Source organism: Pseudoalteromonas sp. SCSIO 43210, from assembly GCF_054133285.1.
In genome coordinates, this window is record NZ_CP087225.1 from 1,734,532 (window position 1) to 1,760,878 (window position 26,347).

A 26,347-nucleotide genomic window follows, 5' to 3' on the forward strand; every position below is an offset into this window, starting at 1 on the left:
TTTAGCCTGTTTTATTGCGTAGATCATTTTTTTACTAACTATTCGCCTCTTTTATATCTATTCACCATATGTTTTAAAAAGTGTTAGTAAAATTCTGATCTAAAAGCGCTCTAACTATTGTTTAAGTTGTTTTTATTTTTTGAATCAGCAACATTTTGCAATTTATTCAACAAAATCCATTCTAAATTTAGTTATAAACCGATTTTTTACTAACCAATCAACTCCAACCAGTTTATATTGCGTTAATATAGCTTTAGCTCAGAGCGCATAAGGCATATACTGGCAGAATTATTTTTAAAAACTAATCCTTAGAGTGACATGTCTGCTAACTTATCAAAAAATGATTTACTGGCTATTTTTGAAGAAATTAAAAATGAGCAGGCTACTCAGTTTCCTCTTTCAGAACGCTTTATAAATAAGCTGTTTCGACCCAATGTGCTAGCCAAAGGTAAAGAGTATTACAAAAACGGAAAAATCAGTTGGTTAGAGCATACTCCTAACTTTTCTGTTGTTGATTCAACTGTGCTAGGTGATAACGGTACACCGTTCAATCAGCGTATAGAGATCAGTAAAATACCAACTGGTTATTCGGTTGATACACATTGTACGTGTAATATAAAAACTAAATGCCGTCACCTAGCAGCAATTTTATTAAAACTAAAAATAGAGCACTCTGGTGAATACGGAGAAGATTACTTTATTAATGATTGGTTTAGTGAGTTAAGCGCACTCAAAAGCGCCGAGCAAACAATACCGTCGCAAGTTTTACTCTTTGTATTAGATATTGAAAATAACAAAGTATTTTTATCACCTAAAATAGCTAATTATGATAAAGATCAAAATTACACATTAGGTCGTAACCTTACCGATCAGCAACTTAATAGCTTTATAACCCCGAATGATTTACTCGAAAGTGATTTTAGACTTTATAGTTGGATCCGTTCACAAAATGCTGTAGGTAATATTGAACTCAAAGGTTTATGGGGTTTTAATGCGTTGCAACAACTTATTGCTACAGAACGATTATTTTTACAACGCTCTCGTGTTGCAATTAAGCCACAAAGTGCCCAAGCGCTGAACTTTAATTGGAAACAAGAAAAAGATTTAACGCAGTTGGGTATTAATTTGGAGCAAAGCAAAAATTGGGCACTGATTAAAACAACGCCACCTACATACATAGATTTAGATTATTTAAAAATAGGGCGTATACGTACGCCATTAAGCGCTGATGAAATCGCACATTTGCAAACAATACCCGCTTTACATAGTGCTAACTTCGATCGAATTTATAAGCAGTTAGCAGATAATTTTGGTGCGGGCGTTATACCACATCCAACAAATTCACAAACAACGCTACCTAAAGCAGCTAGTAATGCTGTTTTAAAAGTAACTACGGGTGAACAAGGCTTAACGCTTTCATTGTTATTTAAGTATAAAAACAAGAATTATTTAGCAGGTGCTGCGCCTGCTAGCTTAATAAACAATGCGTTTGAAAATACCGTTAAAAATGAATTAGTGAATTTAGGTTTTGAGTTTTGTAAAGGGGGTTTACAAAGTGAGTTTGTTTTTACCAAGCAGTCCCCTATTCATTTACATTGGCTTACCTATGAAGTATTTCCAAGTTTTAAAGAGCGCGGTTGGAAAGTAGCGATTAGCAAAATGACAGTTGCTAATCCACAAAGCGAAGTTACACTTTATGCGAATAGAGCCGCAGGGCATCAAATGCATTGTAAAGTATTACTTAGTGGTGCAAAAGCTGCGCTACTTTTTAATAATGAAGATTTAACTTATCAATCATTAAATCGTCAAAGTGAGCTATTTCATTACTATCCAATGGGTCGTCAATTTGGCGTTATCAATAAATCAGCTATTAATTTACTAACTGAATTTAAGCAACGCTTTGAGTTTGTAAAAACAAGAGATGAATTTAATATTCCGCTTTCGTACTTGCCTGAGCTTGTAAAACACACCGCAATAAATGTTGAGCTTCATGACGACTCTTTAGAGCTTTACTTACAAGAACTAAATAATACCGACCACGCTATGCCAAAGGTATCTTTACATGGCTTAAATGAGTCGGTAGAGCTTAGAGAATACCAACAACAGGGCGTTGATTGGTTAAGCTTTTTAAAACGTCATAAGCTTGGTGGTATTTTAGCTGACGATATGGGTTTAGGGAAAACACTGCAAGTGATTGCTTTTTTAACTAGCACGTATAATCGTCCGCAAGCTGGCCCTACTTTAATCGTGTGTCCGACAAGTTTGGTAAGTAATTGGGAAAATGAAATAACTAAGTTTGCTAAAGGCTTAAAAGTGACAACTATTTTTGGTTCTCATCGAAACGAGCCACTACAGCACCTTGCTCAATCGCAATGCATACTGACAACTTATCCGCTGTTAAAACGTGATATAGCATATTACTCGCCATTATATTTCGAAAATATAATTCTCGATGAAGCGCAATACATTAAGAATGACACAGCACAAGTATCGCGCTTAGTTAAACGACTTAATGCTGATTTTAAGTTATGTTTAAGTGGTACGCCAATCGAAAATAATTTACTTGAGCTTAAATCTTTACTCGATTTTGCTATGCCATCATTACTTGGTTCACAAGCCCATTTTAAGCAACATTTTCAAACTCCAATTGAACGTGAAGCTGACATGGAACGTGCTGAACAGTTAAAAGCGTTGATTATGCCTTTTATATTGCGCCGTACTAAAGCGCAAGTAGCTCAAGAGTTACCTGAAAAAACAGAGATAACAAAAGAGTTTGAGTTTGAACCTAAACAAAAAGAAATGTATCAGGGGATTACACGCTCTCTTGAAGAAAAGTTAATAGACTTATTTGCAGAGCAAGGTGTTCAAAAAAGTAAACTAGCCTTTTTAGAAGCATTATTAAAGCTTAGGCAAATTTGTTGTCACCCTAAATTAATAGAGCCTGATACGCAAGCTGGCTCTGCTAAATTAGAATGGCTCACGACCCATTTACCATTGATGCTGAGCCTTGGTCGTAAAGTAATTATATTCAGCCAGTTTACTTCGGCACTCGACTTAATTGCTAAGCGCCTAGATGAAATAAATATAGATTTTAGTCTACTTACAGGACAAACTCGCCATCGAGATAAAGTAATTGATGAATTTACTAGCGGTAAAACATCGGTATTTTTAATTAGTTTAAAGGCCGGCGGCACAGGTCTTAACCTTACACAAGCCGATACAGTTATTCACTTTGATCCATGGTGGAACCCTGCTGTAGAAAAACAAGCGACTGATAGAGCTTACCGTATTGGCCAAACTAACCCTGTGTTTGTATATAAACTCATAATGAGTAACTCAATTGAGCAAAAAGTATTTAAAATGCAAGAAGATAAGCAAGCTTTAGTTGATGCATTATTTACTGATAAATCAATGAGTTTTACCCAGTTTGATGAACAGCAAATGTTGTCATTAATAAAAAACTAGAATCTTTTTTGAACTTAATTAATTAAAGTGCGTCTACTACTTTGCTTGTTGTTAAATTGCAGTTTACACAAGCGATAATGTTGATTTCCCTATTTAGTTACTAATTTTAGTAATGATTGAGCCAGCCCATTTTGAGTTGGCTTTTTTTATGTCTAAAATTTAGCGTTAAGCACTTATTTTAAAATTTTTTATTTTTTTATGAACTTAATTTAAAAGCAGGCGTCTACTATTATGCTTGTTGATTAATTGCAGTTAATACAAGTTTTATGTTGATTTCCCCCTATTTAATTACTAACTTTAGTAATAATTAAGCCACTTCATTTTGAACTGGCTTTTTTTATGGTCAAAATTCATCATTTAAATATTATTTAAATTTTTTGAGTTTTTACTGAACTTAATTTAAAAACAGGCGTCTACTATTATGCTTGTTGATTAATTGCAGTTAATACAAGTTTTCATGTTGATTCCCCCTATTTAATTACTAATTTTAGTAATAATTAAGCCACTTCATTTTGAACTGGCTTTTTTTATGCCTAAAATTTGCCAATTCCAATCAACCACTACTCAGATAAACGAATTTGTACCAATCTGCTTTGGTATGAAGTGATTTAATTCGTTCAGTTGTTCAAATACTTATGCTGATTGGTATCACTTAAAGTTATTAAATTATTTTTGAATTAATTACTTCATTTACCGGTCTACTGTTATACCTGTTGTTATACAACTTAGCCAAATAATGTAATTTATTTTGGCAAATGCGTATTTAAGTTGCAGCTTGCTCGGGTACATGTTGATTTTCCCTTTGATTACTTAATTTAGTAATATTTAGCCAGCTTATTTGAGCTGGTTTTTTTATGCCTGTAATTTCTTTGCTCCTCTACTTCTATTGCTTGTTATTGGTTATGATGGCATGTCTCTAAATTTTATAAGTTTATTTTTATGCTCACTCAAATACTCACTAACATCGATTGGTTAAGTGCAGGCGCTGGTGCTATTTTAGGTATTGTATTTTATGGTGTTATATCTGCGCAGCTTAGCAAAAAGCTACACCTAAAAATAAGCGAACAACAACAACAGCTTTCACTCTTACAAAATCAGTTTGATAATAAAGAGCTACAATACAGCACCTTACTTGAGGATCACGAACTACTCGAACATACTCACCAAGAGCAGCGCGATGAGGCGCAGCATTTTAAAACGCGTTTTAGCGAACAAGAAAAACAAAGCATTCAATACAACCATTTTTGGCGCAAAGCCGAAGACGAGCTTACAATGCTTCGTGAGCAATATAATCAACGCGATGTTGAGTATAATAATATGCGCACCACCCTTGAGCAGAAACAGCAAAGCTTTAGCGAGCAACTCGCGCAAATTGAGCAAAGTAAAAATATGCTCAAAAAAGAGTTTGAAAATCTAGCCAATAAAATTCTAGAAGAAAAATCACAAAGCTTTAAAACCTTAAATCAAGAAAGCATTGAGCAATTATTAAAACCAGTTCAAGGCGAGCTAAAAGGCTTTAGAGAAAAAATGGAATCAATACACGTTGAAGATATAAAGCAACGGACCGCGCTAAAAACTGAGCTACTGCATTTACAAGCCAAAAGCCAAGCTATAACAGATCAAGCCGACAAGCTCAGTAACGCGCTACAAGGGCAAAAGAAGACCCAAGGTAATTGGGGGGAACTCATGCTCGAAAACGTGTTAGATAGCGCAGGCTTACGCGCAGGTGTTGATTACAAGCGCGAAGTGTCGTTTAACACTGAAGATGGCCGCTTACGCCCTGATGTAGTTGTGTACTTACCACAAGGCCGCCACTTAGTTATTGATGCTAAAACATCATTAAATGCTTATACACGCTACGTAAATGCTGAAAATGAGTTAGATGCTAATCAAGCGATTAAAGAGCATGTAAATGCGGTTACAGCACGTATTAATGAGCTTGCGAGTAAATCTTACGACCGTTTGCCTGGTATTAACTCGCCAGAAGTGGTGGTTATGTTTGTACCAATAGAATCAGCTTTTGTTGAAGCACTTAAATATCAAAGTGATATTTACCAACAAGCAATCGAAAAAAATATATTAGTAGCCACCCCCACTACCCTGCTGACTAGTTTAAATATTGTTAAACAGCTTTGGCGTTTTGAAGAGCAAACCAAATATTCAAAAGAGTTGGCAAATCGAGCTGAGCGTTTTTATAACAAGCTCAATGGTTTTTTATTAAGTATGGAAGGCGTAGGTAAGCAGCTTGATAAAGCGAAAGAAAGTTACGACAAAGCGTTCTCGCAATTATACCGAGGTAAAGGTAATTTAATTAAACAAGCATCAGAGTTTAAAGAGCTTGGTGTATCGGTACAAAAAGAGTTACCTAGTGAGAGCGTTGAACGTGCGCAGCTAGAGCTCGATTAAATTATTTTAAGTGTTTTGACTTAAAATAAAAACTTACCTTAAGTTTTAAAGCACACTTAAGTAAATATTATTAAATAATGTACGTTAGAGATTAGAGGTGTTTATGAGTAATAAGATTATAGGTATTGTTTTAATCGTTATAGGTATCGCTTTAATTATGTGGGGATATGACGTGTATGATGCGGCGGTTTCGCAGTTAAGCCGTGCATTCAGTGGTGATACACCAATAGAAGCATGGGCGGGTATTATTGGCGGTGCCATCTGTGTATTAATTGGCATTAAAAAGCTTAAGTAATATAAAATACAGCTTATTTTAGTAAGCTGTATTCATTTATTCGTAATCTATCACTTTTAGTAATTCATTCAATTTGCCTTCTGGCAGGCATTCGCCTTTATCCCAATAAGAGTTGAGTAACGTAGTTAAACTGCCAATACGTTGTGACTTTTTCTGCATTTTCTCAATCAAAATTTCAGCTTCTTTTTGTTTTTTTTCTAAACGTTCAATTATTACTGTGTGGTTTAGCTCGTCGTTTTCGTTACGTAATAAAGGTATTTCGTTGAGTGAAAACCCCAAGCTTTGTGAAAATTTAATTAACTGCAATTTTTCTAAGTTTTGTTGGGTGTACAGCCTATAACCATTAGCACTGCGAGTGGTTGGTGTTAATAACCCTTTGCTTTCGTAAAAGCGAATAGTACTGGCGGGTATGTTGGTAAGTTTTGCAAGTTCGCCTATTTTCATAACTAATAATAACTCCACTTTACATAAACTTAGTAGGTTGACCTTCAAGCTAACTTTAAGGTTATAGTCGCTTTAATGTCAATTTAATTAGCCCATAACTATGCGTAACCCTGTATTTACCCCTTTTACCTTGCCAAGTGGTTTAGTATTAAAAAACCGTATTGCCAAAGCCGCTATGGAAGAAAACCTTGCGCAAGAGGATCAAACGCCCTCCCAAATACTCAAAAATGTTTATAGCGCATGGGCAGTGGGGGGAGCTGGGCTAATTATTACTGGCAATGTAATGATTGATCATTTAGCGATGACAGGCCCAGGCGGCCTTGTGCTTGAAAAAAGTACCGATATTACTGCCTTTGCAGAGCTTGCTCGTTTATCGCAGCAAAATAATTGCAAAGTGGTGATGCAAATTAACCACCCTGGTAGGCAAGTATTTAAAAAAATGGGTGGAAAGGCTCTATCAGCGTCAAGTGTTGCACTTAATATGGGTAAGCACTCGCACTTGTTTGGCGTACCAAAAGCGATGACGAAAACTGATATTGACGATGTTATTACCCGCTTTACACAAACTGCGCAGCAAGCTGAAAAAGCAGGTTTTAATGGCGTACAAATACATGCAGCGCATGGTTATTTACTGGCTCAGTTTTTATCGCCACTAACCAATAAGCGCGACGATAAATGGGGAGGGAGTTTACAAAATAGAGCTCGCTTACTTCTCGAAATAACCCGCAGTATTAAAGCCTCTTGCTCACTTACCTTTTCGGTTTCGGTAAAGTTAAACTCTGCTGATTTTCAACGAGGTGGGTTTGAACCCAGTGACGCGCAAGTTGTAGTGGACTTATTGAATAAACTCAATGTTGATTTTGTAGAGCTTTCGGGTGGTAGTTACGAAGCACCTGCCATGCAAGGAAAAACAGCTGATCAGCGCACGCTTGCCCGCGAAGCGTATTTTTTAGAGTTTGCAAAAGCGATTAGCCAACGCTCATCAGTCCCAATAATGACTACAGGCGGTATTAGTCGCTTATCTATTGCCAACAACGTGATTGAAAGTGGCGTTGCCCTCGTGGGTATTGCCACTGCGCTTGCATACCAACCAAATTTACCAAACAAATGGCAAAATGAGCCACTGCAATTAGCCGTGTTACCCAATGTTACTTGGCAAGATAAAACCCTCGCAGGACTTGCCACTATGGCACTGGTTAAAAGACAAATATGCCGTATAGGCCAAGGCAAACCCGTAAAAATAAATGCCTCACCAGTATTTACTTTAATTGGCGACCAACTACGTTCGGTTAAATTAACTAAGCGTTACCGTAAACGCTTTGCTCATGAGCTTAATGTTGAGGCTAAGTAGGGTTTTTTAAATTAAAATAATACACCAATGATGATTTTATAGGCTAAGGTAAAGCTTCATATTAATTTGAGCTTTTTGAGACCTAAATGAATATAGGCATTTATATTTATGATAACGCAGAAGTACTCGACTTTTCAGGCCCTTTTGAAGTTTTCAGTACCGCTAAGCGTTTAGCTGAAAATAACTGGAATGTATTTTTTATTGCAGAGCAAAGTAAGCCTGTAATAGCGCGCGGAGGTTTTAGTGTAAACCCCCATTACAACTTTTTAGATCACCCTCATATTGATTTATTAATTGTGGTAGGTGGCGATCACACCGCCGAATTTAATAAAAAGCAGGTGATTGATTGGATCAGTAAAAGTGCAAAAACAGCTACTCGTGTTGCGTCTGTATGTACGGGCGCGTTTTTGCTCGCAAAAGCCGATTTATTACATGGCTTAAATGTAACAACGCATTGGGAAGATCAAAATGAATTGGCGTTATTATTTCCTGATTTAAATGTAATTAGTGATAAACGTTGGGTGCAGCATAATCAATTTATCACATCAGGGGGGATCTCGGCTGGCATAGATATGAGCCTGCAATTAGTCGCATTGTGCAGCACTGATGAATTTGCTTGCTTAACAGCAAAACAAATGGAATATCAGTGGCATAAAAAATAACAGGTCCAAGTAAAACTACTTATACAACCGTTTGTAATCGACATATCACTCCCCTAAGTCCCAGTATGGGGTATCGCCATAAAAGTCGCTCGCAAAATCAACAAAAGCACGCACTTTGCTCGGTAAAAACTGTCTATTAGCATACACCATGTAGAGTCCCATTGGGTCGGGTTCATAGTCTTGTAAAATGCGCACTACTTTACCTTGAGCCAGCGCTTCGCCTGCAATAAATGTGGGCTGCATAGCAATACCACCTCCCGCAATGGCTGTATTTAGTAGTAAGTCACCATTGTTAGCCACAAAGTTACTTTCAAGCTTTAGCTCGCTTTTTAGCTCATTAACTCCAAATAGGCGTTTTGTGGGCTCGCTAAGGGAATAGCGTAAATAGTTATGTGACTGTAAATCTAAAAGCGTTTGTGGCGTGCCATGGCGTTCTAAATAGTCGGGTGACGCAAATACAGCTAGGTGTATAGGGGCAATTTTTTTAGCTATGAGCGTTGAGTTTTTTAATACGCCAATGCGCAGCGCAATATCAATACCTTGCTCTACTATGTCTACATATTGGTCTGTGAGCCGTAAATCTAACTTTAAATTTGGATACTGCTTTTGAAAATCAACCAGCAAACCTGCTAAATGCTTAGTACCAAATGACATAGGTGCACTAATACTAAGCAGACCCGAAACATTCTCGCTTAAGTTATTTAGTGAGTTTTCCATGTCTTCAATATCAACAAGTACCTGCTGACAACGCTGATAATATTGATTCCCAGCCTCTGTTACACTTACTTTTCGCGTTGTACGGTGTAATAAACGCGTGTGTAGATTATCTTCCAGCGCAGAAATATATTTGCTGACTAACTGCGGGGAAATATCGAGCTTATCGGCCGCTTTTGAAAACGATCCTTCTTGCACAACGGCCAAAAAGGTTTTCATGGTGGTGAGTTTATCCATCTTTAACAATACTTTATTGATAATGTATAAATAAATACCATATTTATCGTCAAAATAAAAACTAATATAGTGCTTAATAACACATCTATTTGTTTAAGGTTTTAGCATGACTCAGCCCGCTTTATTTATATCTCACGGTTCGCCAATGATGGCTGTACAGCAATCTACTACGTCAGATTTTTTTGCATCATTAGGTCAAACGCTTAGTAAACCACGAGCTATTGTGGTGTTTTCTGCCCACTTTGATGAAGCGCACGATATAGTTATTACATCGGGAGATGCGCCGCAGACTATTCACGACTTTTATAACTTTCCTAAGGCCCTGTATGAAATTCAATACCCAGCACCGGGGGACCCTAAGCTCGCTAATACTATTAGTGAGTACTTTTACAAAGCGGGTATTAAAGCCGTGCAAAGTGCCAAGCAAGGTTGGGATCATGGTGTGTGGATCCCGCTGCGCTTAATGTACCCAGCAGCTAATATCCCTATTGTTCAGGTATCTATTAATACACGTCTTGGCACTAAAGCGATGTATAAATACGGACAGTTACTTGCACCACTGCGCAGCGATAACGTATTAATTATTGGCTCAGGCGGTATTAGTCACAATCTACGTGAAATATTTAAAAGCCCCGCTACACCTAACCGTGTTCAAATGGTTAATGAGTTTACCCATTGGGTTGAGCAAAAGTTAATAACGCAAAACACCCAAGCGTTACTTAACTATTTAGATGAAGCACCCCATGCTTTATTTAACCACCCTACTGCAGAGCACTTTTTACCTCTTTTTGCTGCGCTTGGTAGTGGTGACGGTCAAGTTGAAAAAATACATAAAGACATCGAAATGGATATTTTAGCGCTTGATGCATACAAGTTTTATTAAATTGAGCGTTCGTTCAAATTAAGTTAAGCTGTAAGCAAGTACTCTAAAACCAACTTAATTTATTTTATTACGGAGCAAACATGGCAACTACACTTGCATTTGACGTATACGGTACGCTAATAAACACTCACGGCGTACTGTCCTTACTCGACGACATGATTGGCGATAACGCCCAAGCATTTTCAAATACATGGCGCGAAAAGCAATTAGAGTATTCATTTAGACGTGGATTAATGCAAAATTATATTCCCTTTTCGCTATGTACAAAACACGCACTCGATTACGCCTGCTTAGCGCACAAAACCGAGCTAAGTGAAGATCAAAAAGAGCAACTGCTAGAGCTTTATAAAACGCTTCCTGCGTTCGATGATGTAAAAGCAGGTCTTGAGCAACTAAAAGCAAAAGACTACCGTTTGTTTGCATTTTCAAATGGGGCTGCCGACGCAGTTCATACCTTATTAGAAACCGCTGGCATTAGTGAGCTTTTTGAAGGGGTAGTAAGTGCCGACGATGTTAAAACCTTTAAACCAAACCCAGGGGTTTATAGCCACTTTTTACGCGAAACCAATTCGACAGGCGCAAACACGTGGCTTGTATCAAGTAATCCGTTTGATGTAACCGGTGCCATATCGCACGGTATGCGTGCAGCGTGGATTCAACGATCTGAAGAGTCTATTTTCGATCCGTGGGAAATACAGCCAAATACAATCGCAACCGATTTACTCGATTTAAAAGTAAAATTAGAAAGCGTTAACTAATTTTAATCATACCCTTTATACCTTTGGTGTTTGTGCATTTTAGGTGTAAAGGGGGTTTACGTTTGAACCACTATTAATGCTATATTTTTTAGCAAGTGTTTATTTACTCGTCTAGTTTTTTACCCCTACCCTCTTAACTTAATCTCTGTATTAATAAGCGCAATTAATGCTCTATTTCATCTAAATTAGAGCTGATATCAGAGCGCTCATTCCCTATTGATAAAATGTGATAATTTTGTGATTAATTCGTGACACAGTTGCGAAACTTACCTTCCATAATGTTCCTAAATTAAATAACAAACTTTAGGTTTTAGCTTAGAACAACAGCATTACTTGATATCAACAGGTTTAGATTAATTAAAAAAATTATCAGTTTTTGATTTTTTTCATAAATAAGCATTATTTATTTTATAAACGTCTGGTTTTTTAAACTTAAAGCGAAATAAAACATGCTAATTGAAAATCACGATAAAAATTTAGTTAATTACTTCAAAATTTAAATTTAATAAATTAGTGGAAAATAAAAATGAAATTTAAAAAAGATCACAATGAAAAAAGTTACATATTAAAGGGAATATCTTTTTCAGCCATCGCTCTATCTATTAGCTTAGCGTCAGTTAACGTGTCGGCTGGGGCATGGGTTGGTGAAGAAGGAAGTGGTTATATTAAGTTAGGTTACGCTGATTATACGTCGAGCAAATATCGTGGAAACAACCCAACCTTTGAGCGTTTTGAAGGGCAAAATACATCACTTTACTTGGAGCATGGTTTAGGGAATAACTTCTCTATTTATGGCTCATTATTACATCAAAGCTATGAACAAGAAGATTCTGTAACGGGCACAAGTAGCGCCAGCGGTTTTGGTGATACCGAGGTTGGTATTCGATATCAATGGCAGGCAGAACCTTTTGTTCTATCTACTTCTTTTTTAGTTAAAACCCCTTTTTTATATGATGAGGATGATGGGTTAGGAAATAACCAAGAAGACTACGAAGCCAAAATATTGTTAGGCAAAGGGCTGGATAAGTTTGGTTATATTGGGGCTGAAGTTGGTTATCGAGTTCGTACCGCAGAGCCTTCTGACGAATACAGATACTTGCTTGAGTATGGTTTTAACGTTAATAAAAACATTTATATGCGTGCCAAACTTGACGGAATACTAAGTGCAGAAAATGCAGATTCGTCAACTTCAATCAATGCTGCAAATTTATCAAATCCTTTAGAGTTTGACTCAGGAAAATTTGAACTGGCTACAGGTTGGAATTTTGATAAAAACTCGTCATTAGCTGGCTTTGGTATTGAGCTTACTTTTACACGTGAAATTTACGGTAGTAATATCCTGCAAGGTAATAATATTCAATTTGGTATTACTAAGGTTTATTAAATTATGTCGTTAATTGGTTCGTTAGTACTTGTTGTTCATTTTTTATTATTAGCTATTTTATCTTTATTTGGTTTGCACCGTTTGTCTATGGTATTTCGATGGTTTAAATATCGAAATTTTACACCTCAATCACCTAAAATGTTTGAGAAATTACCAAAGATAACAGTTCAAATTCCACTTTATAATGAAAGGTTAGTCGCCAAAAGGATTGTTGATTCAATTGTATTATTGGAGTATCCGGCTGATCGTTTACAAATACAAATTGTTGATGATTCTAATGACGATACAAGTGAGGTTATTGCTGAACGTGTATCGCATTATAAGCTACAAGGCATAAATATTGAGCACGTACAGCGAACCAATCGTCATGGTTTTAAAGCTGGTGCATTAAAAGAGGCAATGACAACGGCCGATGGTGAATTTATTGCTATCTTTGATGCTGACTTTATACCTACTCCGGATACATTATTAAAAAGTATTCATTTTTTCACTCAAACTGATATTGCCATGGTGCAGTTGCGATGGGAGCATTTAAATCGTCGTAGTAGCTTATTAACAAAAACACAGGCTGTAATGCTCGATGCTCATTTTGGGTTAGAACAGCATGTGCGCTGTGCGAGTGATATGCTTTTTAACTTTAATGGGACTGCAGGTATCTGGCGTACTTCAGCCATTATTGATGCAGGCCATTGGAGTGCTGATACATTAACTGAGGATTTAGATTTAAGTTATAGAGCTCAACTAGCTGGTTGGAAAATGCAGTATTTAAATCATATAACATGTCCAGGTGAGCTGCCTGCTGATATGAATGCGTTTAAAACTCAGCAGTACCGTTGGGCTAAAGGTGGCGTACAAGTCATGCTTAAAATGCTAAAAACAGTATGGAAAGCAAAAATACCGCTTGTTAAAAAACTTGAATCAACGTTTCATTTATCAAATAACCTAGCTTATTTAGTCATGATGCTAGATACATTATTTTTCTTATTACCTAGCTTATATTTACGTGCGCAATATGATTACATAAACGTTTGGTGGATTGATATTGCCTTATTATTGATGTCTTCAGGCGGACACATTGCATACCTATATTTTGGTCAAGTAGTTTTAGGTCGCTCAAAAATACGTGCATTAGCAAAATTACCTAACTTAGTCTTGTTAGGTATACAGTTGGCAATTAATAATTCTAAGGCTGGTTTTGAAGCTTTAATGGGCAAAGAAAGTGAATTTGTCCGCACACCTAAAACAGGTGAACTACAAAAAGCAGAACATACTTATAAAAGTGAAAATCAAGCTTCGCAGGGCTTTAAAAATAAGCCGCACTATAAACCTTTACCTCCTAAAGGTGCCATTTTTGAATTTTTAGTTGCAGCTATCTATGTCGTAGTTTTAGTGTGGGCTGTTATTTACCAATATTGGTTTATATTGCCATTTGTATCGTTGTTAGCTCTTGGGTTTGTTATGTCTGCAGTTAATAGCTTTTATAGTCATTATCAGCTATCTAGACACGCTTAAAATGAACCTGCAATTGTTTAAGCCAAGTTTCACAACTAAAAGTAAATCTTGGCTTTATTTTATAAGCTTAGCTAGTTTAATTGCCCTGAGTTTTTCGAGTTATTTTTTAGCAAATACGTCGCAAAGCAATACTGAATTTCCTGTTGGCAGTATTGGAGTTTATACCATTATTCAATATTGTTTAATGGCATTTTTTATGTTGGTAGCTTGGTCTTTATCTCCTAAATCACGTTATTTAAAAAATTATAAGCTGCTACTAATCACCGCTTTTCTAATGCGTATTGTATTGATTGACGTTGAGCCTTATACCTCTAATGACACAAGTCGTTACCTATTTGATGGGCGAATAGCATATGAAGGCTACGACCCTTATAGCATCAGCCATGACGCGATTGAATTAACACAATTGCGAGAACAGTGGCAACCACCTAAAGAGCATGCAGCTTATGTCACTATTTATCCTCCATTAGCGTTGGCTTTATTTACTTTTTCATCATCATTTGGAGTTGAAAAGGCACAGTTGGTATGGCGGTTTTTGCTATTACTTGCAGGGTTATTAACGGTGTACGTGTCGGCTTTAGTATTAAAAAAGGCCAACAAATTAAATAATTTAGCACTTGTTGCGTTGTCGCCACTGTTGATTTTAGAAACTGGTGTTGGGTTACACATAGATGCTTTTTCTGCATTGGCAGTTGTTGTCGCAATTTATTTTTGGCAGCGACAATTACTTTTATATTGCGGTATCGCTATTGGTATTGGTATGTCGCTGAAAATTTTACCCGTTATGTTATTACTGCCATTATTTTTTTTACAAAAATCATTAAAACCCGCTCTAATGTTGGTGCTCAGCTGGGTTACGACTGTCGCGCTAATTTATGGTACTACCATTGCGCTTGGGTACGTACCCGTAGGCAGTATTAGTGTGTTTTTTGAAAAATGGCGTAATGCGTCCCCTATTTTTACTGCACTTGATTCTCTATTAACTAATTCTCAGGTTGTTTTAGCGCTTTTTGTTATGGGAGTTATTGCGGTGTTGTTTATTGCTTATACAAGTTTTAGATACAGTAAAGCCCGCTACATGAGTACATCGGTTATTTATTTTTGTATGCAAGCAGCCTTGGCTTTACCTCTTATGTTAAGCCCTGTGCTTTTTCCTTGGTATTTACTCCCGTTAGTTCCCTTGCTTGCCTTGCGCCCAAATATTTATTTACTTACTTGGTTATTACTTATGCCCATGACATACGAAGTGCTCGGTAATTTCCTTTGCTGTCAACAATGGCAACCTGCGCTTTGGCCTGTTGTACTTTTAGGTGTTTTATACGCGTTAACGTTATTGAGGCTGATTTATCACGGCATCAAAAAGACTTCAAAGCTGAATCACATTGATAATTCATAAACATAAAACTTTATATTGGAATATACAAATTGAATATTATTAATAATTATTATCACTGGTTGCACGGACAATGGCCTGATCGCACTGTAGAAAAGCAACCATTAGTGAATGCCGATGGCACAACCAATATTAAAGGTGTGTATGTTGTTGGTGATTTAACGGGTATTCCTTTACTTAAATTCTCCAGCGATACGGGCGCTAAAGCTATTCGCTCCATTATTGCTGATACTACTTTTAGTACCCGTACGCAAACAGCTGATGTTGTAGATATTATTGTTATTGGTGGTGGTGTTAGTGGGTATTCTGCCGCTATTGAAGGTAAAAAACAGCAGCTTAATGTTACGTTGTTAGAAGGTAATAAACCATTTTCAACGATTGAAAATTTTCCTAATAATAAACCTATTTATACTTACCCCACTGACATGAAGCCTGAAGGCGAATTACAATTTTCAAATAAAGTAAGTCATAAAGAAAACCTGTTGAGCGAACTTAAAGAGCAAATTACTGCCCACAGTATTGAAGCTAAACTGGCGCAAGTTAGCCATGTAAATAAAGAGGGCAACAAACTACGTGTTACTTTAGAGAATGGTGATAGCTTAGTGGCTCACCGTGTGATTGTTGCTATTGGGCGCTCTGGAAATTATCGAAAATTAAATGTTGAAGGTGAAGATTTACCAAAGGTAGCAAATCGTTTTATTGACGCACAATACTATAAAGATAAAGAACTGTTAATCGTTGGCGGAGGTGATAGCGCATTAGAGGCCGCGATTGCAACAGCAGAGGAAGGCGCTAAAGTTACTTTATCTTATCGACAAACTCAGTTTAACCGGGCAAAACCAGAGAATGTCGAACAAGTAACTCAATTAGTAAAAGATGACAAAGTGACGCTTAAAATGGCGACTCAAGTCAGTAAAATTTCACCACGGTCTGTGCAGTTAAAAAATAAAGATGGTACAGATGAAATATTAGATAACGATAGCGTGTTGTTAGCGACTGGTCGTGAAGCCCCGCTAGATTTCTTCAGACGTTCAAAAATCAATATCAGTGGTGAAAGCACATGGTCTGGCTGGGCTTTCTTTGCCCTGTTTTTAGTCGCATTAACTGCATTATACGATTGGAAAGGCTATGGTTTTTTTAATTCATTTTGGAGTGCTTTTTCTTATCCCGATCAAATGCCAACCTTAATAGCAGGCTTTGGCGAATGGTGGCAGTTGCAAGTGAATGATCGCAGTACCTTAATTGGCACAATAGCGGTTTCTTTAAAAAGTCGTTCGTTTTACTACACCGTTCTTTATACCCTCTTAATTGGTATTTTTGGTTGGCAACGAATTAAACGACGCAAAACACCTTATGTAACAGTACAAACGTCAGTTTTGTTTGCGATTCAATTGTTTCCATTATTTTTATTGCCAGAAATAATTTTACCATTACTTGGCTATAACGGTGTATTTGATGCAGGAATAGGCAAAAGCTTTGCCGATGCGTTGTTTCCCAGTTATATCTCAGCGCAAGAACTTGCGACGCATACATGGCCTGAATGGGGACACCCACGCGCTTATTGGCATGCATATAGTTTTATCTTCGCTTGGCCGTTAGGTGTGTATACCGTATTTACCGACACTCCCCAAGTTGCTTGGTTAGTTATTGGGGCTATTCAAACATTCGTTATTATTCCAATTATTGTGATGAAGTGGGGCAAAGGCGCTTATTGTAGTTGGATTTGCTCTTGCGGTGCTATGGCTGAAACTATGGGAGATCTGCAACGCCATAAAATGCCACACGGTTCTAAGTGGAATAAGCTAAATATGCTTGGTCAGTTCATTTTATTAATCGCGGCAGTGTTATTAGTCATTCGTGTTTTAGGGTGGATATATCCTGAGTCATGGATGAACCATATGTTTAATCTGTTTTTAAAAGGCGAGAACAAGGACTACCAATTAGTAAACGCACTTAGTTATAAGTGGGTTGTTGATATTTTATTAGCCGGTATTTTAGGGTTTGGCCTTTATTTTAAATATTCAGGGCGTACATGGTGTCGGTTTGCTTGTCCATTAGCGGCATTAATGCATATATACAGTCGCTTTGGTCGCTTTGCTATTGTTAGTGAAAAATCGAAATGTATTAGTTGTAATCAATGTACAACTGTATGCCATCAAGGCATTGATGTTATGGCTTTTGCAAGTAAAGGCCAACCAATGACCGATCCACAATGCGTTCGTTGCTCCGCCTGTGTACAAACCTGCCCAACAGGCACATTGTCTTTTGCTGAAATAAACCGAAAAACTTCCGCCATTATCAAAAAAGATACACTCGCAGCTAGCCCTGTGCAAATGTCTGAAAAATCACGTGGCGGCGTTAACATTATTGAGATTAAAAATGTATAAAGGTCATAAAGTTGCTGTTGTTATTCCTGCTCTTAACGAAGAGCAAGCTATTTCCATTGTGGTCAGAAATTTGATTACTTTAATGTTTGATGAGCAGGCGGTTATTGATAACGTTATTGTTTGTGACAATGGTTCCACAGACAACACTGCAAAAGTAGCAACCGCTAATGGTGCTCAAGTTGTTCATCAAAGTACACCTGGTTATGGTATTGCCTGCTTAACCGCTATTGCTAAGCTTCCCTCATGCGATATTGTACTTTTTGTAGATGGTGATGATTCTTGCTTTGTAGATCAAGCCCTTTCATTACTAAATGGGATTGTTAATGGTGACGATCTTGCTATTGGATCAAGAACCTTAGGCACCATTGAAAATGGAGCTTTAACTAAACCACAACTCTTTGGTAACTGGCTATCTAGCCACTTAATAACACTATTTTGGCAGCAAAAAATAACTGATTTAGGGCCATTTAGGGCCATTCGCTTCTCGTCGCTGCACACTTTAAATATGGCTGATACCTCGTTTGGCTGGACTGTAGAAATGCAGGTTAAAGCGATCATTCTTGGTATGCAAGTGAGCGAATACGCTGTTGACTCTAAAGTGCGAATAGGACAATCAAAAATTAGCGGCACAGTAATGGGCTCAATTAAAGCTGGTATCGGTATTTTATCCATGATTGCAACGTTATTTATTCGCCAATCCAGTGTTAAAAATACAGCGCAGCTTAAAGGTAGTGAGTATGAATAAGCGTGGGCTAAGTAATAACCGAGCAACAAAGAGTAAGTCGTCTTTAGGACGACCTAAGGGCAGTACATGCTTGGCATTGATGTTGCGTTATTGCCTCTTTATGGGAAATAACAACACCACATAGGCTCAGCCCTACCTAAAAACCAAACATACGGCTGCAAACTCAGCCTAGAAAGATAAACAAGCCCTAGTTATAAATGCGAATTACAAAATTATTAGTGCTACGTGAGCTGTGATTAAAATGAATAAAATAAACCAAAGTAATAAAGCGTCAAAACAAACAATTAGATTAGTTATAAATCAAGCGACGTTAGTTGTTTTTTGTAAACGGCCTAAACTCAACCAAGGTAAGCAGCGGCTTGCTGAAGGCTCGAATGCGCAATGCGCACTTAAAATTGCACATGCATTATTAGCATGCGCGATAGAAGATGCTAATAATTGGCAAGGGCCTGTTGTTATTGCTTGTTCAAGCGAAAGCGATATTCAGTGGGGGCATTCTTTAGTAAGTAATGCCCACGTAATAACGCAATTACCGCTTGGGCAGATAGGCAACTTAGGCGATAGATTAAACTATGTTGATAATCAGCTGCGAGCACAAGGGCATGAGCAACTAGTGTTCATAGGTACTGATGCTCCAATACTTAACCATCAATATTTTGAGGCAACGATTAGTGCATTACAAAGTAATGACGTAGCTTTGCATCATGCTGATGATGGTGGCGTCATCATTATGGCTAACAAAGTAGCTTGGCCAGTACTAACCCATTTACCTTGGAGCACGAATGAATTATCACAATCATTATCACAACAGTGTAGGCAGAATAAATTATCGGTGAAGTATTGCTTACCAGGTTACGATATTGATTATGTCAGCGATCTTAAAAAATTATTTATTGATCTACAGTCAGATACTCGCCCAGCACGTAAAGCTCTATTACATACAATTAATGATCTATTCTCGCTCGCTAAAGTGAGTTTTCATGAGTAATATTCTGAACTATGAGGTTATAAAAGTATGTTAAGTATTATTATTCCTACTTTAAATGAAGAAAAAACAGGGTATTTACAACGGATCCTCAAGGCGTATCAACATTTAAAAAACTGCGAAATAATTTGTGTGGATGGGGGAAGCACCGATAACACCATCGATATAATTAATGCTGCGGGCGTGTGCTTAATTAAAACCGATATAGCATCACGAGCAGGCCGGCTCAATGCGGGTATTGTGCAAGCAAATGCTGACACAATTGTGCTTCATCACCCTCGTAGCATAATTGATATTGCAGGGTTGAATGCGTTAAACAAAAACGCAGATCAGATGTCGTGGGGGCTTTTACCCATAAATTTAATATACGCCATCCATTACTTCAGTTTACCTCTTGGTATTCTAATTATATTCGCGGTGATAAACGGGGAGTGTATTATTTAGACCATTGTTTATTTGCAAAAAAACAACTTCTACTCGACGTAGGTATGTTGCCGCTAATAGATATTTTTGAAGATACAGAGCTATGTTTACGGCTTAAACTCAAATGTAAAGCAAAGCGTCTACCGTTTATTAGCGAAACCTCTGCGATACGCTTTCAAGTTAACGGACTCTATCGACAGGCTTTAACTAATCAGTACATGAAGTGGTTATATTATTTTAACCGTTCAGATACTGCGATGAATCAGCGCTATGAAAAAGGTATTCAGCTTAATACTCAATACGACGAAAGACAAAAATAAGGTATTTACCTTAACTTGACTTAATTAACTCAATCACTGTATTCATCCGTTTTGCCAGTGGCCTATTTCGATGGTGACATGCATAAATAGTCTCATTAACGGGATTGGCTAAATAGTGCGTTTTAATAAGCTCAGGCTTATTAAAAGCACCTACCGCATTGGCAGGTAATACCGTAAAACCTAAGCCTAAACTTACAGGCTCTAGTATTAAGCTAATTTGGTTGGAAAACCCCGTCTGCTTTATTTGCTCAATATGTTCAAATTCATCGTAGTTTTCGCTAAGTAGTAGTTGCGCATGATGGTTTGCATCAGGATGAGCAATAAAACCCAGCTCACACAGTGTTTGCCAATTCGGTGTATTTATACCCGCAGGTGTAATAAGTAATAGCGCTTCTTTATCAATTTTATAACTGATCACTTCGCTAAGTGTAGGGGCTTGGGTTAAAAAGCCAATATCGGCACTGTAATTTGCCACAGCTTGCTCCACACTCACATTTGGCGCAAAGCGGTAATCAATAGTTAGTGCTTTATGCTCACATTGCAGTGCTAATAATTGATTGTAAAACTTTAAACCACAACTGCCCGGCGATTGAATTTTTACTGCTCCGCTAAAAGGTGAATCATCTTTTAATTGCTGCTCTAAAAACTGCCAGTCTTTGATAAGTTGGCTACCCTGCTGATATAAGTTTTGACCCTGTGGCGTGAGTGAAAACTGCTTACCGTGGCGCTCAAGTAAAGCACAATCAACTTGTTGCTCTAGCTTTTTAATATGCTGGCTTACACCAGACTGCGTCATATAAAGGCGCTCAGCTGTTTTGGTAAAATGATTTACCTCAACCAAGGTGCAAAATGTGTTTAACCATGTCGGATTTATCATTACAAAACGTACTCAAAGTTATGATTAATGATAATTTTACTTAATGTTTGTCGATTCGTAAACTAACTCCATCAACGAGTCACAAGATAAGTCACAAGTTAAAGAGGAAGCATTATGAGTCATACATACCCACGTAGTTTTTCGCACATTGGTATTTCGGTTCCCGACGTTGAAAAAGCCGTTGAGTTTTACACTAAGGTTATGGGTTGGTACACCATTATGGAACCCACTTTAATAACCGAAGACAAAAGCCCCATTGGCGAAATGTGTACCGAAGTATTTGGTGAAAAATGGGAAAAATTCAAAATAGCGCACCTTTCAACGGGCGATCGTATTGGTGTAGAAATTTTTGAATTTAAAAACCAAGAAAACCCAAAAGACAACTTTGAATACTGGAAAACAGGGATCTTTCATTTTTGTGTTCAAGACCCTGATGTAGAAGGCTTAGCAGAGCGTATTGTAGAAGCTGGCGGTAAAAAGCGTATGCAAGCCCCGCGCTATTACTACCCTGGCGAAAAGCCATACCGCATGATCTACATGGAAGACCCGTTTGGCAACATCCTTGAGATTTACAGCCACAGCTACGAGCTAATTTACAGCGCAGGCGCTTATTAAAAGCATTGAGCTAAAAACAAAGGCCGCAGTATTTATTAGTGCAGCCTTTTTGTTTCAGCTATAGCGCTTTTATTTTTACTAATCGTGAGGGTATACGGTGCCGTTTTTATTTATGATTGCGCTCCACTGCTCTATTATTTCATTTGCACTGGCAAGTTCACTTTCGCTAAGTTGCGGATACTGTCGCTGCTCAAACCACGCATAGCGATTATAAATATCATTATTATCGGTGATTTCCATAATTAATCGGTTTAGCGCGTAAGACTTTGCAAAACTTTTTTCACCAAGCTGCTGTGAATAATACACATTAGATAAAGAGATTAATGCCTTTTCACTACCATGTTGAGCAGCGTATTCTAAAAATACTATTTTTTGTTTATTAAAATTATCTCTTTTTTTAATGAACTCAGCGCGTTTTAGTGTCGAAAAACCTTGCGACTTCATAAAAAACTCAGCCGTTAGATTAACAAATGACTCTTGTGCGGCGACAAACCCATTTTTCGCTGCATCTTCTAAATACGCATAAAATTGGTGACGCTCAATACTATTAATGCCCTTACAATAATCAAACTTTTCTATTTTTCTATCAGCGGCTTCGCCGACATCACTGTACTGAGAGAGCTCTTCTAACTCAGCCTGTAGAGCGTTGTCATCAATTGGTGCCGACAAACAATACCTTAAGTTTGTAGCGATGATATATTTTGCTTCGTTATCACCATCGTTTGCTGCCGCTTGTAAACGTTTAAAGTGCTCCCTAAACTCCCCTTGCAGTTTCCATTGCGGTCTGGTCATAATAACTCGCTGATACTTACCTTCCCTTGATGAAAGGGCACTGTTAGTCACCTTTTTGTTTGTCAGTAAGTCAGTATTGACTGCTTTTTCAGGAGTTTTTTGAGGTAATACAGTTAAATAATTAGAGGTTTGCTCTGCTGAAGTCGGTGGAGCCGACGCTTTATTGTAAAAATAACCAACAGTACATAACATTAGAAAGACTATTAAAAATATAGATAGATAAACCCACCCTAGCTTATGCATGTTATTGTTTTTCAAATCACTTACCTTATAAAAAGAACATAAGAATGGTAATTAAGACGGGTGTCTTGATTATAGATTATTCATTACGGGAGATGAACCGCCCATTGCACTTCCTGCCAATAAAAAGCGCATGATGGTTGGTATGGGCGCTGGAGGTTAGAGACCTCCGGCTACCCGATTAGGTGTTACCACGCTCAGCTGTCAGGATGAGCTTCCATCCAACTTCTCGAAGTCAAATTTAGCCTTGGATACTACAAATAAGTCACACTGAACAACAGCCGCATCATTTAAATTAAAAAGAACATAATTACGCCCTTTAGTTAAAGAGCTTTTATAAATAATCCCGTCATACCCTTTCGATTTAATAAACTCTGATATTATTTGCGTCGGCACATATTCTGACTTGGAATCAGATCCCATTACAGGCCAAGAAAAAGCAATATCCATTGCAGCCCACACAGCGGCAATTCTCTGATTAATAGAAGGTTCGTCGAAGGAGAAATATGGGTACTGTTCAGCATCAGCCGTCTCCGAAAAATCAATCAACTTCACATCCTTTGTCAAATGCAATTGGGCGATTGTTAAGGTTAATCCAGGCCAAGGTCTCACTTCGTGTATCGCAGTTTCCGCATCTGCTGCTACATATAAACAAGGAATCCCTTTTGAATTCGCCCTCCCCTCAGAGGCGTTATTGGTCAATGGCTTCATTCGTTCGAATGGGAAAGGAATACGCTTATCAACATGGAACTCTTGCTCTACATTATCAGAAGCCTTCTCCTCACCACATCCAGTTTGTGCGCGCCACACCACAGAACCAACTTTTAAGGTTTTAACCCTGTCACTACAAGTGTCATTAATTGAATTTAGAAATTCACTCGACTCATTATCTAAAATGTAGCGCAGCTTAGCTTAGAGCACGCTTTTTCAGAAAAGTCAGAATAGCTTAACCAAGATTTGAAGCTCATTCATATTCCTTAGTTTGTAGTAACACATAACATTTTAGTATTTATGCGACACGCAGTTTGTGTTGCAGTGTCGCTTATTGGACTGAGGCGCCACCTGCTCGGTGTTGTTTATGCTATGAACTTTACATTTAAAGAAAGGCTTTTTGTGACATCAACTACATTAAGCCTATTTAATCGGCGCGCCTGTCGTATCTGAGCTGTCCCTGCATTGAACAGTGTTTATTATGTTGTTATTACACCTAAATTTTGTTTGATAAGCAACTAGGTTATTTAAACACACAGCCGCTACTAGCCTGAACAATTAAGCAGGTTAGCTCATTGAATGTTTGGTTATCGCTTAAGATCATAGTGCTGGGTAGCTCAACATGATCGTACTTTGTTTATTAAGTAACGATTACTCTAAAACATCTACTACGAGTCACCTTTGCCTGCGCTGCGTGTTTCACCACGATAAACTTAGGTTATTACTAAATTACTCTGTTGCGCACCGCTAATATGAAACACGGTTAATTTGCTTTTAAAAGGTTTGCCTTGAGTGATTTTTACACTAGCGGGCATGTTTACATCACGTTAGTATGGAACTCTATTAAGTTACAAAACGATAATTACATGACTTTAAAAACAAACGCATTAATTTATTTTTTAGCCTTTTGCAGTGGTTTTTGCATTATGGGGATTGAGCTTTTAGGAGGGCGAATACTTGCGCCTTTTTTTGGGAGCAGTGTACATATTTGGGGCAGCATAATAACGGTGTTTATGCTCAGCTTATCATTTGGTTATTTACTTGGCGGTAAGCTAAGTACTAAAAATGCATCGCTTACTAAATATGGTTTAATATTTTTAGTCGCCAGCATTATGGTGGTGCCTATTACGTTATTTTCGCAGCCAATAATGGAGTTTATATTCACGCATATTGAAGATAGCCGTTATGGTTCGCTGTTAGCTTCAACTGCATTATTTTTTATTCCAACCGTTATTTTAGGTATGATTTCGCCCTACTCAGTACGTTTATTGGTAACCGATAGCGATAAAAGTGGTCAAGTAGCGGGGCGTTTATACTTTGTAAGTACGCTTGGCAGTGCGCTGGGTACTATTATCACCTCTTTTTACTTTGTGCTCGCGTTTGACGTAAATACAATTATTGGCGCTTTTGCTTTAACGCTTGGGTCACTTGGTTTAGTGGCTATTGTTGTTAATAGCTTGGTGAATAACAAGGAGCTTGCTCATGCTTAAATATTTACTACTGCCGTTAATCGTGTTTTCGGGGGTTGCGTTTAGTAAGGTTATTCATGAAGAGCGCTCGCTTTATCGCAATATTATTGTTGAAGACACTAGCGACTTACGTTGTCTTAAATTTAATACTAAAAGTAGCCAAACAAGCCAAAGCTGCATGTACAAAAATGACCCTGACAAACTTGTTTTTAACTACACTAAACTTACTTTTGCCAGCCTTTTAGTAGCCGATAACCCTAAAAATGTACTTATTATAGGATTAGGTGGCGGTACGCTTTCTAATGTTATTCATGAACTATACCCCACAGCAAAAATTCATAATGTTGAAATAGATCCCGCTGTAACTAAAGTTGCACGCGATTACTTTAACTTTATAGAAAACGACTTAGTGACATCAAGCGTGCAAGATGGCCGTATTTTTATAAAACGCGCCGCTATTAAAAAGCAAATGTACGATTGGATAATTTTAGATGCCTTTAACGGCGACTATATTCCGGAGCATTTACTCACTAAAGAGTTTTTTGAAGAGGTACAAAGCGTATTGGCCGAAGGTGGTGTTATAGCTGCAAATACATTTTCAAGTAGTAAGCTTTATGAGCATGAGTCGGCAACTTACCACGCTGTATTTGGCGACTTTATAAATGTAAGCCGTGAAAATCGTAGTAACCGTATTATTTTAGCGGGACTTAAAGCGCCGCCAACTAACGAGCAAATAAAGGCACAGGTTAAAATACTTGAGCCTCGCTTGGCAAAATACGGCATTGATATAAAAGCAATTAGCGAATTTATGCATTTTACAAAAGACGGTCAAGATTGGCCTGCTGATACGAAAGTGCTTACCGACCAATATTCTCCCGCTAATTTACTTAATTTTTAAGGTGCTTTTATAAAGCGCTAAGTAATAGATAAGTTACTTGAGCGCGAAGTAAATTCGCACCTACAGGCACTGCGTTTATTTATGTAGGTGAGGTTTTATACCTCGCTTATATTTTTATTTGCAGGCAAACGCGAAGTAAATTCGCACCTACAAGTTCGGCTTTTATTTATGTAGGTGAGGTTTTATACCTCGCTTATATTTTTATTTGCAGGCAAGCGCGAAGTAAATTCGCACCTACAAGTTCGGCTTTTATTTTTAGGTAGGTGAGGTTTTATACCTCGCTTATATTTTTATTTGCAGGCAAGCGCGAAGTAAATTCGCACCTACAAATTCGGCTTTTATTTTGAGACACCTCGCTTTATGCCTTACTGCACATCTTTA

General features: G+C 37.6%; 23 protein-coding genes. 18 read left to right on the forward strand and 5 right to left on the reverse strand.

Annotated elements, in window-relative coordinates; all coding sequences use genetic code 11:
- Positions 1 to 318 precede the first annotated feature (318 nt).
- The 3 genes from LOS73_RS07485 (at position 319) to LOS73_RS07495 (ending at position 6,166) form a co-directional block, all read left to right on the forward strand.
- Positions 319 to 3,465, forward strand: a complete 3,147-nt coding sequence (locus LOS73_RS07485; protein ID WP_457934766.1) for a DEAD/DEAH box helicase — start codon at positions 319 to 321, stop codon at positions 3,463 to 3,465.
- A 939-nt stretch (positions 3,466 to 4,404) separates the two neighbouring features.
- The gene (gene rmuC / locus LOS73_RS07490; protein WP_007378811.1) at positions 4,405 to 5,871 is read left to right on the forward strand and encodes a DNA recombination protein RmuC; all 1,467 of its coding nucleotides are present in this window, start codon (positions 4,405 to 4,407) and stop codon (positions 5,869 to 5,871) included.
- Between the two features lie 103 nt (positions 5,872 to 5,974).
- Positions 5,975 to 6,166 carry a DUF3185 family protein gene (locus tag LOS73_RS07495; RefSeq protein ID WP_007378812.1) on the forward strand — a complete coding sequence of 64 codons (192 nt, stop codon included), beginning with the start codon at positions 5,975 to 5,977 and terminating at the stop codon, positions 6,164 to 6,166.
- A 36-nt stretch (positions 6,167 to 6,202) separates the two neighbouring features.
- Here LOS73_RS07495 and LOS73_RS07500 read toward each other — a convergent pair whose 3' ends face one another.
- Positions 6,203 to 6,610, reverse strand: coding sequence for a MerR family transcriptional regulator (locus LOS73_RS07500; protein ID WP_007379075.1), 408 nt, complete (start codon positions 6,608 to 6,610; stop codon positions 6,203 to 6,205).
- A gap of 100 nt (positions 6,611 to 6,710) precedes the next feature.
- Here LOS73_RS07500 and LOS73_RS07505 point away from each other — a divergent pair, with 100 nt between their 5' ends.
- Together LOS73_RS07505 and LOS73_RS07510 are read left to right on the forward strand one after the other, a co-directional pair.
- Positions 6,711 to 7,961: an NADH:flavin oxidoreductase/NADH oxidase family protein gene (locus LOS73_RS07505; RefSeq protein WP_457934767.1), complete on the forward strand. Its 1,251-nt coding sequence runs from the start codon at positions 6,711 to 6,713 to the stop codon at positions 7,959 to 7,961.
- Positions 7,962 to 8,047: 86 nt separating this feature from the next.
- On the forward strand, positions 8,048 to 8,623 hold the full coding sequence (locus LOS73_RS07510; RefSeq protein WP_033030093.1) for a DJ-1/PfpI family protein: 576 nt from the start codon (positions 8,048 to 8,050) through the stop codon (positions 8,621 to 8,623).
- 45 nt (positions 8,624 to 8,668) lie between these two features.
- On the opposite strand, the gene LOS73_RS07515 is transcribed toward LOS73_RS07510, so the two are convergent.
- Positions 8,669 to 9,574 carry a LysR family transcriptional regulator gene (locus tag LOS73_RS07515; RefSeq protein WP_457934768.1) on the reverse strand — a complete coding sequence of 302 codons (906 nt, stop codon included), beginning with the start codon at positions 9,572 to 9,574 and terminating at the stop codon, positions 8,669 to 8,671.
- Between the two features lie 106 nt (positions 9,575 to 9,680).
- Here LOS73_RS07515 and LOS73_RS07520 point away from each other — a divergent pair, with 106 nt between their 5' ends.
- The 10 genes from LOS73_RS07520 to LOS73_RS07565 all read left to right on the forward strand — a co-directional run bounded on the left by LOS73_RS07520 (position 9,681) and on the right by LOS73_RS07565 (position 20,364).
- On the forward strand, positions 9,681 to 10,457 hold the full coding sequence (locus tag LOS73_RS07520) for a DODA-type extradiol aromatic ring-opening family dioxygenase (RefSeq protein WP_457934769.1): 777 nt from the start codon (positions 9,681 to 9,683) through the stop codon (positions 10,455 to 10,457).
- Between the two features lie 80 nt (positions 10,458 to 10,537).
- A complete protein-coding gene (locus tag LOS73_RS07525; RefSeq protein WP_008134396.1) occupies positions 10,538 to 11,215 on the forward strand; it encodes a haloacid dehalogenase type II in 678 nt (225 codons plus the stop codon).
- Between the two features lie 526 nt (positions 11,216 to 11,741).
- On the forward strand, positions 11,742 to 12,599 hold the full coding sequence (locus LOS73_RS07530; protein ID WP_007378776.1) for a hypothetical protein: 858 nt from the start codon (positions 11,742 to 11,744) through the stop codon (positions 12,597 to 12,599).
- Positions 12,600 to 12,602: 3 nt separating this feature from the next.
- Entirely contained in the window at positions 12,603 to 14,111 is a 1,509-nt protein-coding gene (locus tag LOS73_RS07535; protein ID WP_007378777.1) for a glycosyltransferase, read from the forward strand.
- 1 nt (position 14,112) lies between these two features.
- Positions 14,113 to 15,507, forward strand: coding sequence for a hypothetical protein (locus LOS73_RS07540; RefSeq protein WP_457934770.1), 1,395 nt, complete (start codon positions 14,113 to 14,115; stop codon positions 15,505 to 15,507).
- A gap of 29 nt (positions 15,508 to 15,536) precedes the next feature.
- Entirely contained in the window at positions 15,537 to 17,891 is a 2,355-nt protein-coding gene (locus tag LOS73_RS07545; protein WP_457934771.1) for an NAD(P)-binding domain-containing protein, read from the forward strand.
- A complete protein-coding gene (locus tag LOS73_RS07550) occupies positions 17,884 to 18,636 on the forward strand; it encodes a glycosyltransferase family 2 protein (RefSeq protein ID WP_007378780.1) in 753 nt (250 codons plus the stop codon). Before LOS73_RS07545 ends, LOS73_RS07550 begins: the two co-directional genes overlap by 8 nt.
- Positions 18,637 to 18,877: 241 nt before the next feature.
- Positions 18,878 to 19,624 carry a TIGR04282 family arsenosugar biosynthesis glycosyltransferase gene (locus LOS73_RS07555; RefSeq protein ID WP_457934772.1) on the forward strand — a complete coding sequence of 249 codons (747 nt, stop codon included), beginning with the start codon at positions 18,878 to 18,880 and terminating at the stop codon, positions 19,622 to 19,624.
- Positions 19,625 to 19,651: 27 nt separating this feature from the next.
- Positions 19,652 to 20,065 (forward strand): glycosyltransferase, encoded by a 414-nt coding sequence (locus tag LOS73_RS07560; protein WP_457934773.1) that lies wholly within the window; start codon positions 19,652 to 19,654, stop codon positions 20,063 to 20,065.
- Positions 20,053 to 20,364 (forward strand): hypothetical protein, encoded by a 312-nt coding sequence (locus tag LOS73_RS07565; RefSeq protein ID WP_457934774.1) that lies wholly within the window; start codon positions 20,053 to 20,055, stop codon positions 20,362 to 20,364. Before LOS73_RS07560 ends, LOS73_RS07565 begins: the two co-directional genes overlap by 13 nt.
- 10 nt (positions 20,365 to 20,374) lie before the next feature.
- Here the strand turns inward: LOS73_RS07565 and LOS73_RS07570 are convergent, their stop codons facing one another.
- Positions 20,375 to 21,241 (reverse strand): LysR family transcriptional regulator, encoded by an 867-nt coding sequence (locus LOS73_RS07570; protein ID WP_007378783.1) that lies wholly within the window; start codon positions 21,239 to 21,241, stop codon positions 20,375 to 20,377.
- Positions 21,242 to 21,355: 114 nt separating this feature from the next.
- On the opposite strand from LOS73_RS07570, the gene LOS73_RS07575 reads away from it, so the two are divergent.
- Complete coding sequence (locus tag LOS73_RS07575; RefSeq protein ID WP_007583656.1) at positions 21,356 to 21,856, forward strand: lactoylglutathione lyase family protein; 501 nt, start codon at positions 21,356 to 21,358, stop codon at positions 21,854 to 21,856.
- A gap of 78 nt (positions 21,857 to 21,934) precedes the next feature.
- Here the strand turns inward: LOS73_RS07575 and LOS73_RS07580 are convergent, their stop codons facing one another.
- Together LOS73_RS07580 and LOS73_RS07585 are read right to left on the reverse strand one after the other, a co-directional pair.
- Positions 21,935 to 22,906: a hypothetical protein gene (locus LOS73_RS07580; RefSeq protein WP_457934775.1), complete on the reverse strand. Its 972-nt coding sequence runs from the start codon at positions 22,904 to 22,906 to the stop codon at positions 21,935 to 21,937.
- Between the two features lie 186 nt (positions 22,907 to 23,092).
- A complete protein-coding gene (locus LOS73_RS07585; protein ID WP_204247259.1) occupies positions 23,093 to 23,698 on the reverse strand; it encodes an RES family NAD+ phosphorylase in 606 nt (201 codons plus the stop codon).
- Positions 23,699 to 24,465: 767 nt separating this feature from the next.
- Between LOS73_RS07585 and LOS73_RS07590 the strand changes: the two genes are divergently transcribed.
- Both LOS73_RS07590 and LOS73_RS07595 read left to right on the forward strand, forming a co-directional pair.
- Positions 24,466 to 25,089, forward strand: coding sequence for a fused MFS/spermidine synthase (locus LOS73_RS07590; RefSeq protein ID WP_033015969.1), 624 nt, complete (start codon positions 24,466 to 24,468; stop codon positions 25,087 to 25,089).
- Positions 25,082 to 25,966, forward strand: a complete 885-nt coding sequence (locus LOS73_RS07595) for a spermidine synthase (protein WP_008136882.1) — start codon at positions 25,082 to 25,084, stop codon at positions 25,964 to 25,966. Before LOS73_RS07590 ends, LOS73_RS07595 begins: the two co-directional genes overlap by 8 nt.
- Positions 25,967 to 26,347: the final 381 nt, after the last annotated feature.

Coding starts and splice junctions, on each gene's coding strand:
- LOS73_RS07500 (WP_007379075.1), bottom strand. CDS start 6,610: ATGAAAATAGGCGAACTTGCAAAACTTACCAACATACCCGCCAGTACT.
- LOS73_RS07530 (WP_007378776.1), top strand. CDS start 11,742: ATGAAATTTAAAAAAGATCACAATGAAAAAAGTTACATATTAAAGGGA.
- LOS73_RS07520 (WP_457934769.1), top strand. CDS start 9,681: ATGACTCAGCCCGCTTTATTTATATCTCACGGTTCGCCAATGATGGCT.
- LOS73_RS07535 (WP_007378777.1), top strand. CDS start 12,603: ATGTCGTTAATTGGTTCGTTAGTACTTGTTGTTCATTTTTTATTATTA.
- LOS73_RS07550 (WP_007378780.1), top strand. CDS start 17,884: ATGTATAAAGGTCATAAAGTTGCTGTTGTTATTCCTGCTCTTAACGAA.
- rmuC (WP_007378811.1), top strand. CDS start 4,405: ATGCTCACTCAAATACTCACTAACATCGATTGGTTAAGTGCAGGCGCT.
- LOS73_RS07555 (WP_457934772.1), top strand. CDS start 18,878: ATGAATAAAATAAACCAAAGTAATAAAGCGTCAAAACAAACAATTAGA.
- LOS73_RS07525 (WP_008134396.1), top strand. CDS start 10,538: ATGGCAACTACACTTGCATTTGACGTATACGGTACGCTAATAAACACT.
- LOS73_RS07595 (WP_008136882.1), top strand. CDS start 25,082: ATGCTTAAATATTTACTACTGCCGTTAATCGTGTTTTCGGGGGTTGCG.
- LOS73_RS07505 (WP_457934767.1), top strand. CDS start 6,711: ATGCGTAACCCTGTATTTACCCCTTTTACCTTGCCAAGTGGTTTAGTA.
- LOS73_RS07495 (WP_007378812.1), top strand. CDS start 5,975: ATGAGTAATAAGATTATAGGTATTGTTTTAATCGTTATAGGTATCGCT.
- LOS73_RS07515 (WP_457934768.1), bottom strand. CDS start 9,574: ATGGATAAACTCACCACCATGAAAACCTTTTTGGCCGTTGTGCAAGAA.
- LOS73_RS07570 (WP_007378783.1), bottom strand. CDS start 21,241: ATGATAAATCCGACATGGTTAAACACATTTTGCACCTTGGTTGAGGTA.
- LOS73_RS07590 (WP_033015969.1), top strand. CDS start 24,466: ATGACTTTAAAAACAAACGCATTAATTTATTTTTTAGCCTTTTGCAGT.
- LOS73_RS07485 (WP_457934766.1), top strand. CDS start 319: ATGTCTGCTAACTTATCAAAAAATGATTTACTGGCTATTTTTGAAGAA.
- LOS73_RS07575 (WP_007583656.1), top strand. CDS start 21,356: ATGAGTCATACATACCCACGTAGTTTTTCGCACATTGGTATTTCGGTT.
- LOS73_RS07510 (WP_033030093.1), top strand. CDS start 8,048: ATGAATATAGGCATTTATATTTATGATAACGCAGAAGTACTCGACTTT.
- LOS73_RS07560 (WP_457934773.1), top strand. CDS start 19,652: ATGTTAAGTATTATTATTCCTACTTTAAATGAAGAAAAAACAGGGTAT.
- LOS73_RS07540 (WP_457934770.1), top strand. CDS start 14,113: ATGAACCTGCAATTGTTTAAGCCAAGTTTCACAACTAAAAGTAAATCT.